We start from the raw sequence: 9,780 nt of genomic DNA, 5'->3' as shown, positions 1-9,780 counted from the left end.
GTTTCGGTCTCGCGGTGTTTCCAATTCAAAGCTGCCGGAATTTGCCTTGACCGTCTTTTTGGTGTAACCGTTGCGGCGGTTGGGCTCTTGTGGGTTCTGTTCGAGATAATGTTCGATTTCGGCATCAAGAGCAGCTTCGGTCAGTTGTTTGATAAGCGGGGTGAGTATGCCGTCTTTTCCTGTCAGTGCTTGACCTGATTGAAGCTGTTTAAGTGCTGTTTTAAAGTCGAATATGGGGTTGTTCATGTGTTGTCTCCTATTTGGAATAGTTTAGGGGATTGACACAGATTTTTGAACACTACCCTGTTTTAAAGTCGAATATGGGGTTGTTCATGTGTTGTCTCCTATTTGGAATAGTTTAGGGGATTGACACAGATTTTTGAACACTACCGTAAACGGCATTTAAAAGCGATTTAAACGGCATCTTTTTTCTGAAGATGCCGTTTATTCATTCAATTAAAAAACATCTTCAGGGTTAATACCTGCTGCCCAAGAAGGTGGTGATGAGTGTTTTGTTTTTTCAACTGAAAAGGTAATTTCCTTTGTGGTTTCTTGTTTAGTTTTTGTTTGTGATATGGGCGTAAACGTTGTTGGTTTTGCTTGTGATGCACGGTTCGTTGTCGTGTGGCTCTCTATTAGATGCTTCTGGGTATTGCGAATAAATCGGTTAAGTGTTGGTCTGGTAACACTAACATTTTTCTTTTCTGCCAAATATTGAAGTATCACACTTTCGGAATACCCTCGTTTTTTTAGTTCTAAAATATCTGCACAATAGGGTTCTAATACTGACCGTTTTTGGCTCTTTTCAGGTGCTTGTTCACGCAAAAAATCTTCTAAATCCTTGTTCATATTCTCTCCTGTGCGTAAAAGTACGTGATAATACGCAATAGATTATATTGTATAATATTTTAGATGAATATAGTTCTTAATTTATCAAATTTTATTACACTATGTTTCGTAATATCTTAAATTAGTACACAATAGTACGTAATAGTTCTTTTATTATCAATTGTTACGCTTCTTCCTGAAAAATCCAAAAAGCGAAAGCAAAAACTACAATGCAGGATAGGCAGTCGCCGACAAAACGACCCCGTTTTATTCCTCTGACGAGGAAACGCCGCTGTGCGGCTGTGCTTGAGTTCTTCAGATTGGTATGTACTTGTCAGCTTATCGGAAGCAGAGTATTGTCAGCTTATCGGAAGCAGAGTAGGATTAAATAATATTATTAACAAAGGGAGTAATGCGATGAGAACAACGCAACAGATGAGCATTACCTTGCCCGTAGACATGGCAGCGGCGATTAAAACGAAAGTTCAATCAGGAGAATATGCTTCTGAAAGTGAAGTTATTCGTGATGGTTTGCGGGTATTGCTGGCAAGAGACAGGGTTATGGAAGATTGGTTGCAGCGTGAAGTGGGTGCGGCTTACGATGAGCTGAAAGTAAATCCTGAACGAGGACTAACAGCAGCAGCGGTGCGAGCCAGATTATCTGAAGAGCGTAATCAATTAAAATGAATTATCAAGTAATTTTTTCGCCTAAAGCAGAAGAGCAGCTGCTGAATTTATATCGTTATTTGGAACGAGAGGCTTCTGCTGATATTGCTGCACAATATACAGAAGAAGTCGTGGCGTATTGTGAGGGCTTGGCTGACTTGCCATATCGCGGCATCATGCGAGATGATATTCGTAAAGGTTTACGGATTAGCCATTACAAAAAAAGAACAGTGATTGCATTTGCAGTGGATACACCACTCATCATGATTTTAGGTGTATTCCACGGCGGACAAAATTATGAAGCAATTTTGATTGATGTGTAACAAACAAAAAAAAGCCCCGCACCAAACCGATTGAACGGCATGGCACGGGGCTGGCGTTGAATGTTATCGTTCAAAATCCGCATCCTGCTCAACAGGCGGCTGTGGTGTTTTCATTGGCTCAGGCTGCCTGAAAACTTCCTTAGCTTTGGCTTGTTGGGCATGGGATACGGCGTTGTTGATGTTGTCGTATTCTTGCTGCGCACGGGTGTCGTAATCCGCCGCCGCCACGCTTCTTGCCAGCTTGCTGATTTCGCGGGCTTCGGTTTTATAGCCTTGTTTGTACAGTTCTTTGGCAATCAAACCGTACTCACCGACGATAAATCCGCGTGTCTCTAAAACCTTTTTTAAATACGGGTGTTTCGGGCGTTCTTGGTTTGCCAGTGCTTTGCCGATTTCGGTAGCTGCCTGTTTATAGACATTCGGCTGCCGCTTTTGTTGCCGTTCGAAATTTTCTGCACGTTCAGCATCCTGACGCATCACCCGTAGCACGCTGTTTTCACCTTTGCGGCTGACTCCCCGATGTTGGCGGCGAGTGGCGGCGCATTCCACCCCTTGTTCACGCATTTTTTCGGCGAAACGCATTCGCCATTCAAACAAGTCGTTTTTCCGCGGATTGAGATAACGTCCAAATTCATTGCGCAGTACCACGCATAAATGCACATGCGGGTGGGCAGGTTCATTGGGATCGTCGGCATCGGTATGTAAAGCAAAGGCGTAATCGTTGTTTGGGAACTGTTCTTTGGCAAATTCACGGGCTGCGTCTTTCACTGCTTGCGGCGGCGTGCCCGGCGGCATGGACAACACAATATTCAAAGCCTCACGGCGGCGGCTGTCCTCGGGAATACCGTGCTTTTGCCATGTTTCGGCAATGCTTTGTACTTCTTTTTTGCCATTGAGCTTTTCACCGTCTTTGGTTTCCACTTCCACTTTACCGTTGCGGCTGATGTATTCCAAATGACTGCGCACCCCCTTTAAGCCTGTACTATTGCCGCTTTTGCGGCGCGGGATTTTGACCATCACTTCAGGCTGCTTCAGTGCAGCAGCGCGAAGATTGGCTAAACCCGTTCCTTTTTTTAGCGGGGTTTTTGATGAACTGTTTCGGTTGCCCAAAGAAAAACCGCCGGAGCTTTTGGCTCTGACGGTTCGGGTTTTAAACATAATCCAGTTATCAACGTAATCATGAATACTCATTCATAACGTCTCTTGTGTTTGTGCAGCACTTCACTGACTTGTTCGGTGTGCTTGTCAATAATGGCGGACAATTGGCGGATTTCATTGGCGGTGATGTTGCCGGCTTCAAAGCTGTTCAGCTGGCGGGCGATTTGATTGAGGTTGCGACCGATACGCAGCAACTGATAATTAGACTGATATAAGGCTTCTTCTTCCTTGTCGGAAAGCTCAGGGTGTTTGGTGATGTGGTAACGCAACAACTGAACGGCAACGGCATTGGCACTCATGTGCTGTTGTGCGGCTACGGCTTGCAGATATTGATAATCATCAGGAAATAATTTGAGTTCAAGGCGGTATTTGCCTGCTTCATCATCAGTTCCGTGTGCTATGGCTTGTAAACTGTTTTGTTCCAAACACGCTTGATTTAGTAACCATTTGGCTAAACTCGAAACGCCATTACAGCCTTTTTGTTTGGCAATAATTTTCAATTTTTTCATCATCTCGCCGTCAATGCCGTAAACCTTTAAGACGTTCATGGACTGCTCCTTTGCTAAAAAGTGCTTGAAATCACGTACAATTAAGTGAATAGTTTGAAATTAAGAGAATGGCTATGCAGATTGCGTTACACCCGTATAAAGACGAAATTATTGATACAAAAAAATATCGTGACGAATTTGGCAATAATGCCAATTTACGCCCTTTAGCGCGTTGTCGTTTTTGTAAACAGTTGATGTTTCTCAGAGCAGGAAATACTTTGCGAACACAGGAGCATTTTGCCCATAAAAAAAACAGTGGTATGTGTCCATCGAAAGTAATGGATAAACGCCCGTATCTTGGTTTACAGCCAAGTAAATCTGATTTAACACATGCACATGAATTAAAAAGACAATTTCTGATCAATTGGCAAAAGCATTACACTTTTATGCGCCAATTGATCAAAAATATGTCCCCTTATGAGTTTGGTGATTTATTAAAAAGATCTGAAAAATTAAGGATATGGGAATATATTGATTTGCAAGAACATGAAATACCTTACATTTTGTGTACATTGGCTGATTTCCCACCTCAAAAAAAAACTGAGCGCAATTTGCGGCATGGCAGATTTCAGTGGGTTCGTTGTTGGTTTAATACCGTAGCCGAAAAATTTGATGATTTATGGATTAATGGTGAAAAACCTGTTGATTATTGGGTTGCTTCTTACTCTTTGCCGGAAGGAAGCAAACAAGTGCCAAATCAAAAATATTTGAATACTGCTTTACTTTTCCCAATCAACGAAGATTTTTTACATCAACTGCCTAATTTAGCTACAGGAACAATCATTGAAGCTGAAAAGCAATTACATCAGTATCTTGGATGATGAATTTTTTGCTTATTTTGTCAGCCCATTGCCGAACCACCTGTTCGCATTGCTCGCTGTAATCCCACGAATTTAACTCATTGAAATCAAATTGTTCATTTGGTATTTGCTGATTAAGTTCATATGCTAAATCGTAAAATGTAGTTTCATATTCTTCCCAACTGATTAAATGGGAATTGGCAAATTTTAGCCATAATTGCTGAATATTTTTAGGCAGTTGCTTAAATCTCCAAAGAAGCACGCCGGGTTTTTTTTGTATTTCCTCTGTTTGCGTGTGATTGATGGGGTAACTGCGCCAAAGTAAATCTTGTCTAAGTGTTTGATAAATAATAGCTGTTAAATCGTGTTTATCTGCGGCGTAAATCGCTTCAACAACAGGCATTCTACCCATCAGCAGCCATATTTTTGGATTCATGATTTTTCCCCTTGTTCATTATTGATAACGGCTTTTACTGCTTTTTTTACCCATTCTCTAAGAAATTGCTTTTTTACATCATTGAGTTCGCTGGGATATCCACCTTCCCAGCGAAAATCATAATCAGGCACCTGTCTGTCCAGCTCTTTCGCTAAATCATAGAATGCTTGCATGTTGTAAGGCTTATCCATTGCCAGATAAGCATGGGTAGCCACTTCCATTCTGTTCCAATACTTCACAATACCATGTGAAATATTGTCATCAATTCGCCAAATACGCACACCTGCACCACGCTCTTGCTTGACGATTTCCGCACAATTTTGGTTACAATGCCAGCTATACCAAGCTAAGTTTTGAGTAATTGCGGCATCAATTTCTTGTTCTAACTTTGCTTGATTGATAAGAGCGACAGCTTCCAATATCGGAATTCTGCCCATCACCAGCCAATGCGCTTCGTTTTCAGGCAACCTGCGTAACTGACGGTCTTCGTATTGAATAATCACCATTTTCTCCTTTACCGTTCAAAATCCATTTCCGCTTGTTCGGGTGCAGCAGTGGGATTGTCGTGCCGCAGTTTGGCGTTAAGCACTTCGGTTTCGTAAAACAAGGTTTGGGCTTGGATTTTTTGATCAGGCGGCAGTTGCGCAACGCTTTTTTCCATTGCGTACTCGCGCTCGGCGCGGCCTAAACGCTCGGCGGCGGGCAGCTGGGAATGTTGGCTCAAATATGTTTCTTGAACTTGTTGCAGGCGTTGCCCGGACAGGGCGGTTTGAATCTCGGCAATGGCGGATTGCGTTTTTTGGGGTAATTGATTTAAGTCAAACTGATGGCTTTGCCCCTGCGGGTTAAAATGGCTGCCGTCCATCAGCTTCATGGTTTCCGTAAAATACTCCAAATGAGCTGCGTATTTCTGCGCAAACGGCAATTCCGGCAAGGCTTGGAAGCTGGCTTGATGATAATTTTCCAAAGTGGTATGGTTCTTGATACTCAACTCACCGGCTTTTTCACCATAATCGTAATCAGCGATATACCTTAAATTTTCAAGCGCGTCTTCAATGCCATTAAAGCGATGACGATTACGGTCCATCACTTGAGCGATATACTTTAACGTTTCAGACGGTTTGACTTCAAGCGTTTGCGCTGGCGTTGGTGTCTGTGTTTGCGCGGTTTCGGGTTTCATCTCAAGTTCCGTTTGTTTTGCCTCAACACTTTGTTGTTGGCGAAAGCTCAGCACAAAATCCTGTATCTTCTGCGCATCTTGAGCGGCAGCGAGGATTTCCTCGGGCTTGTCTGTTAAAACCTTTACCCAGCCTTCCACATAAACAGCATGCCGATTAGGGTCATGCGGCAAGCCCAATTGACGGTTTAACATCATGCTGCTGATTTCGGCTCGCAGCTCTTCTTTGGCGTATTTTTCACTGCCGAAACCACCCGATAAATCACGGTTTAAGCGGCTTGAATGTCCCGTCCAATGCCCGAGTTCATGCAGGGCGGTGCTGTAGTATTCACCCGCACCTTTGAATTGATGTTTTTCGGGCAGGGTAATGCGGTCGCTTGTCGGGCTATAATAGGCGCGATCAGTTGCGCGGTGGGTGATGTTTGCACCAGAGGCTTTCAATATTTCTTCGGCAGCTTGTTGATTCTCCCAAGTCGGTTCGGGCAATGGTTTACGCTTCAATTCGGGCATATTTTCTATTTGTTCACCGTTGAATACAGTAAACGTGGTAACTCGAGGTTGCGGCGGATTGATGATTTCTTTAATCGTTTTGCCGTTTTCGTCTTTAACGGGTTTGCCGTTTTCATCACGCTTCACCCGCTCGCTTTCATAATTCACCCGAAAACAACGGGTTCCTTTTTCGCCTTTTTTGATTTTTAAACCCAGCTGGTTGGCTTGAATAAAGGTGAGCCAGCGCGGGTCTTCATGGTCTTCCATCATCAGTTTTAAGAGGTTGCCGCCGTTGTAGGTTTCACCGGTTTTGTGGTTATGCGGCAAATCATTGCCTTTTGAAGGGTGCCACGGTTTCTGCCACGGTGCTGTGCCTTTTTCGATTCGTTCGATTAGCTCTGTTGCAATCGCTTCGGCATAGGCTTGTTTGCTGTTGGTTTTTTTGGTGTCATCGGGGTTGGATTGGCGCATGATGTTTCCTTTCGACAATAAAAAACCTGCCGTGCGGGCAGGTTGGGGGGAGGTGCTCGGGTTTGGGTGTTTAAAATCAAAAAAACCGTATTGGTGAGAATACGGTTTTAGCGGCACAGAAACTTCGTTTCAGGCAGCCTGATACACAATAAAAAATGCCGGCTGTTACAGCCGGCATGGTGTTGTTTTACTCGGTTGACGGTTCTTGCTTGGCAGGCTCGCCCCATTTACCGTCGCCGTATAAGGCGCGGGCTTCGGCGGGTTGGCTTTCGTCGTGAATATAGGCTTGCATGGCTTCTTCGGATTCGGCGGCTGCCAGATAAGCATCTTGCTGCTCTTCGGTCAGATTAAAAAATACCGCTTGCTCAGTCTCGGTTAAAATATTGTCCCAGCTTTCGTCTGAAATCCAATCGCCGTGATTTGCTTGGGTAGTCATGGTGCTTCCTTTCTGTTGTTGTTTGATGCTGTACACTTATTGCAGCCACTGTATATGCTTGCACTTCGGATATTGCGAACAACCCAAAAAGCGTTTCTCAGGCTTGTCTTTTAAGTGCCGCTGTTGCAGTTTACCCTTTTTACAGGCAGGGCAGCTTTGCCCGATTTGTGCCGGATCAGCGGTATTCTTGCCGGTACTTTTCGGACGTTTACTGTAATCGATGCGGGCTTGTTCAATCAATGTGTGCAGATGCTCGGCTTGAGCCTGTAAAAACGCAGCAGATGAAGTTTCACCGGCTTCAATTTTTGCCAGTGCCTCTTCCCATTTTGCGGTGGTTACGGGATCTGTGATGTCGGGCGGTATGGCGGCGATTAAATGTTTTCCTTTGTCGGTGGCTTTGAGCTTTCCTTGTTGTTTGTCAATAAAACCGCGTTTGAGCAGGATTTCAATAATCGCCGCTCGGGTGGCTTCCGTTCCCAGCCCCTCTGTATTTTTCAACACTTTTTTTACGGCTTCATCGTTCACGCCTTTTAAAAAGTCGGATAAGGTACGCATTTCTTCCAGCAGGCTGGCTTCGGTAAAGCGTGGCGGCGGGGTGGTTTGTTTACTTGCGGGTTTTGCTTCAATTGCCTGAACGGTGTCGCCTTGATTCAGCTTCGGCAGCGGGGTTTTGCTGTTGTCTTTGGCGGCGTTTCCGTTCTCTTTGTCATCGTTTTCTTGGTTATCGTTCTCTTCGCTGTGTGTTAAAAAAGCTTTCCAACCTTGTTGTATCGGTACTTGTCCTGCGGCTTTGAATACTTGTTGTTCAGCAGTAATCTCAATGACGGTGGCTTCGTATTGGTAATCGGGCAGGAACTGGGCAATGTAGCGATCACGGATTAACGCGTACACGCTGCGCTCCGTGGGCGTTAATTGGTTTAAATCATAGTGCGATACTGTGGTTGGAATAATGGCGTGGTGTGAATGCTTGTTCACTTGTGCGTCATTCCATACCCGTGAATTTCGCTGCGGGTTGGCTTGGTTCAGGCTGCCTGAAAGCGTGGGTTCAAGGCTTTGCAGGGCGGATAAGATTTGCGGAACATCGGCTTGCTGCGATTGCGGTAAATATTGGCATGGGGTGCGCGGGTAGCTGGTTAATTTGTGTTTTTCGTATAAGGCTTGGGCAACTTCCAATACTTCACTCACTGAAATGCCCAACCGTTTGCTCGCGTCTTTTTGCAAAGCCGAAAGGCTGTAGGGCAAAGGTGCGGGGGTGGTTTTTAACTCGGTGTCGGCGCGGGTAATGGTGTATGAATTGCCGTGTATGCGATTTGCCAAATCACCAACCAAAGTCTTATCAATACAAAAACCGTCGGTATTTTTTAACGCTTCGGGGATTTGCCAGATGGCTTTAAATGGGTGTGCTGCCGTTGTCTGAAACATGACGGCAAGGCTGTAATATGGATACGGCACAAAATGGTCAATCGTTTTATCCCGCTGCACCACAAGGTTGAGTGTCGGGGTTTGTATGCGTCCGATGCTGATCAGGTGTTCTTTGCCGAAACCCGCTGCATAAGACAGGGTGTAAGCGCGGGATAAATTCATGCCGACTAACCAATCGGCACGGCTGCGGGCTAAACCTGCTTGATAGAGCTTTTCGGTTTGTGAACCGGTTTTTAGGGCGGCCAAGGCTTTTTTGACAGAATCGGGGTCTAAACCCGATGTCCAAAACCGCGATACTTTGCCGCGATAGCCGCAGTAATCCAAAATCTCACGCCCGATAACTTCTCCCTCTCTGTCGGCATCGGTGGCAATAACCACTTCATCGGCTTGTTTTAACAGTTTTTGGATAATGCCGAATTGCTTCTTGGCTTCGGGTTTGATGTTCAGCAGCCAATTGCTCGGAATAATTGGCAGGGTGTTGAACTGCCATTTTTGATACTGTTCGCCGTAGGCGGCGGGGTCGGCTTGTTCCAGTATATGACCAAATGCCCAAGTAACGGCAATATCGGCAATGCTTTCTTTATCTTTTTTAATCAGATAACCTTCGTTGCCGCCGCCCGCGCCCAATACTTTGGCAATGTCGCGGGCTTGCGAGGGTTTTTCGCATAAGAATAATTGCATAATGATTGTTCCATGATAAAAAAGCCGTTGTAAGAAATCCCAGCGTTGTTTACAGTATTTATAGGAAAATACTGCAATGAACATTCATAAAAGAACCCGTTTACTGCCCTATCAGCGTCAAGAAATTTGGCGGCTTTATACAGAAGAAAATATCCGCGTTTCTGATTTGGCGGCTACCTATTGCGTCAGCAGACCCACCATCTATAAAGTCTTGAAAGAAGCGCGGTTACAGGTATTCATGCCTAAAAACAGCACTAACCGCCGCTTCAAGCAAGTTCGTTACGGCATGAAGCGTTTGGCAAAAGTAGAAAAAGCCATTCAAGACAAGCTCAAAGCGCAGGCGCA

The 9,780-nt window shown here is 44.8% G+C and carries 12 protein-coding genes and 1 pseudogene; 4 read left to right on the top strand and 9 right to left on the bottom strand.

Features of this window, described 5'->3' with window-relative positions:
- Both Q384_RS09975 and Q384_RS09970 read right to left on the bottom strand, forming a co-directional pair.
- On the bottom strand, positions 1-246 hold a 246-nt coding region (locus tag Q384_RS09975), incomplete at its 3' end, for a transposase (protein ID WP_037587646.1).
- Between the two features lie 210 nt (positions 247-456).
- Positions 457-849, bottom strand: a complete 393-nt coding sequence (locus tag Q384_RS09970) for a hypothetical protein (RefSeq protein ID WP_051940868.1) — start codon at positions 847-849, stop codon at positions 457-459.
- A 396-nt stretch (positions 850-1,245) separates the two neighbouring features.
- Between Q384_RS09970 and Q384_RS09965 the strand changes: the two genes are divergently transcribed.
- Both Q384_RS09965 and Q384_RS09960 read left to right on the top strand, forming a co-directional pair.
- Positions 1,246-1,515 (top strand): ribbon-helix-helix domain-containing protein, encoded by a 270-nt coding sequence (locus Q384_RS09965; RefSeq protein WP_037587645.1) that lies wholly within the window; start codon positions 1,246-1,248, stop codon positions 1,513-1,515.
- Positions 1,512-1,817 carry a type II toxin-antitoxin system RelE/ParE family toxin gene (locus tag Q384_RS09960; RefSeq protein WP_037587643.1) on the top strand — a complete coding sequence of 102 codons (306 nt, stop codon included), beginning with the start codon at positions 1,512-1,514 and terminating at the stop codon, positions 1,815-1,817. The genes Q384_RS09965 and Q384_RS09960 overlap by 4 nt, the downstream gene beginning before the upstream one ends.
- 63 nt (positions 1,818-1,880) lie before the next feature.
- Here the strand turns inward: Q384_RS09960 and Q384_RS09955 are convergent, their stop codons facing one another.
- Both Q384_RS09955 and mobC read right to left on the bottom strand, forming a co-directional pair.
- Positions 1,881-3,008 carry a relaxase/mobilization nuclease domain-containing protein gene (locus tag Q384_RS09955; protein WP_051940864.1) on the bottom strand — a complete coding sequence of 376 codons (1,128 nt, stop codon included), beginning with the start codon at positions 3,006-3,008 and terminating at the stop codon, positions 1,881-1,883.
- Positions 3,005-3,523: a plasmid mobilization relaxosome protein MobC gene (gene mobC, locus Q384_RS09950; RefSeq protein ID WP_037587641.1), complete on the bottom strand. Its 519-nt coding sequence runs from the start codon at positions 3,521-3,523 to the stop codon at positions 3,005-3,007. Before mobC ends, Q384_RS09955 begins: the two co-directional genes overlap by 4 nt.
- 74 nt (positions 3,524-3,597) lie before the next feature.
- Here mobC and Q384_RS09945 point away from each other — a divergent pair, with 74 nt between their 5' ends.
- A complete protein-coding gene (locus tag Q384_RS09945) occupies positions 3,598-4,344 on the top strand; it encodes a competence protein CoiA family protein (protein ID WP_037587639.1) in 747 nt (248 codons plus the stop codon).
- On the opposite strand, the gene Q384_RS09940 is transcribed toward Q384_RS09945, so the two are convergent.
- From Q384_RS09940 to Q384_RS09920, 5 genes are all read right to left on the bottom strand, one after another.
- Positions 4,304-4,759, bottom strand: coding sequence for a hypothetical protein (locus Q384_RS09940; protein ID WP_037587636.1), 456 nt, complete (start codon positions 4,757-4,759; stop codon positions 4,304-4,306). The genes Q384_RS09945 and Q384_RS09940 overlap by 41 nt on opposite strands.
- The gene (locus Q384_RS09935; RefSeq protein WP_037587634.1) at positions 4,756-5,265 is read right to left on the bottom strand and encodes a hypothetical protein; all 510 of its coding nucleotides are present in this window, start codon (positions 5,263-5,265) and stop codon (positions 4,756-4,758) included. The genes Q384_RS09940 and Q384_RS09935 overlap by 4 nt, the downstream gene beginning before the upstream one ends.
- Before the next feature lie 8 nt (positions 5,266-5,273).
- Positions 5,274-6,896 carry an ArdC family protein gene (locus tag Q384_RS12730; RefSeq protein ID WP_051940860.1) on the bottom strand — a complete coding sequence of 541 codons (1,623 nt, stop codon included), beginning with the start codon at positions 6,894-6,896 and terminating at the stop codon, positions 5,274-5,276.
- 187 nt (positions 6,897-7,083) lie between these two features.
- A complete protein-coding gene (locus Q384_RS09925; protein ID WP_037587632.1) occupies positions 7,084-7,332 on the bottom strand; it encodes a hypothetical protein in 249 nt (82 codons plus the stop codon).
- Between the two features lie 36 nt (positions 7,333-7,368).
- Positions 7,369-9,435, bottom strand: coding sequence for a DNA topoisomerase 3 (locus tag Q384_RS09920; RefSeq protein ID WP_051940858.1), 2,067 nt, complete (start codon positions 9,433-9,435; stop codon positions 7,369-7,371).
- 76 nt (positions 9,436-9,511) lie between these two features.
- On the opposite strand from Q384_RS09920, the pseudogene Q384_RS09915 reads away from it, so the two are divergent.
- Positions 9,512-9,780, top strand: a pseudogene (locus tag Q384_RS09915) (IS481 family transposase); the annotation flags it as partial.

It is taken from the genome of Stenoxybacter acetivorans DSM 19021 (assembly GCF_000745895.1).
Taxonomy (GTDB): Bacteria; Pseudomonadota; Gammaproteobacteria; order Burkholderiales; family Neisseriaceae; genus Stenoxybacter; species Stenoxybacter acetivorans.
The sequence above is the reverse complement of the archived record's forward strand: the minus strand, read 5'-3'. Positions and strand labels throughout refer to the sequence as shown.

Bases quoted from the DNA above. Each gene is read 5' to 3' on its own strand.
- Q384_RS09920 (WP_051940858.1), bottom strand. From the start codon at position 9,435: ATGCAATTATTCTTATGCGAAAAACCCTCGCAAGCCCGCGACATTGCC.
- Q384_RS09925 (WP_037587632.1), bottom strand. From the start codon at position 7,332: ATGACTACCCAAGCAAATCACGGCGATTGGATTTCAGACGAAAGCTGG.
- Q384_RS09940 (WP_037587636.1), bottom strand. From the start codon at position 4,759: ATGAATCCAAAAATATGGCTGCTGATGGGTAGAATGCCTGTTGTTGAA.
- mobC (WP_037587641.1), bottom strand. From the start codon at position 3,523: ATGAACGTCTTAAAGGTTTACGGCATTGACGGCGAGATGATGAAAAAA.
- Q384_RS09960 (WP_037587643.1), top strand. From the start codon at position 1,512: ATGAATTATCAAGTAATTTTTTCGCCTAAAGCAGAAGAGCAGCTGCTG.
- Q384_RS09970 (WP_051940868.1), bottom strand. From the start codon at position 849: ATGAACAAGGATTTAGAAGATTTTTTGCGTGAACAAGCACCTGAAAAG.
- Q384_RS12730 (WP_051940860.1), bottom strand. From the start codon at position 6,896: ATGCGCCAATCCAACCCCGATGACACCAAAAAAACCAACAGCAAACAA.
- Q384_RS09945 (WP_037587639.1), top strand. From the start codon at position 3,598: ATGCAGATTGCGTTACACCCGTATAAAGACGAAATTATTGATACAAAA.
- Q384_RS09965 (WP_037587645.1), top strand. From the start codon at position 1,246: ATGAGAACAACGCAACAGATGAGCATTACCTTGCCCGTAGACATGGCA.
- Q384_RS09935 (WP_037587634.1), bottom strand. From the start codon at position 5,265: ATGGTGATTATTCAATACGAAGACCGTCAGTTACGCAGGTTGCCTGAA.
- Q384_RS09955 (WP_051940864.1), bottom strand. From the start codon at position 3,008: ATGAGTATTCATGATTACGTTGATAACTGGATTATGTTTAAAACCCGA.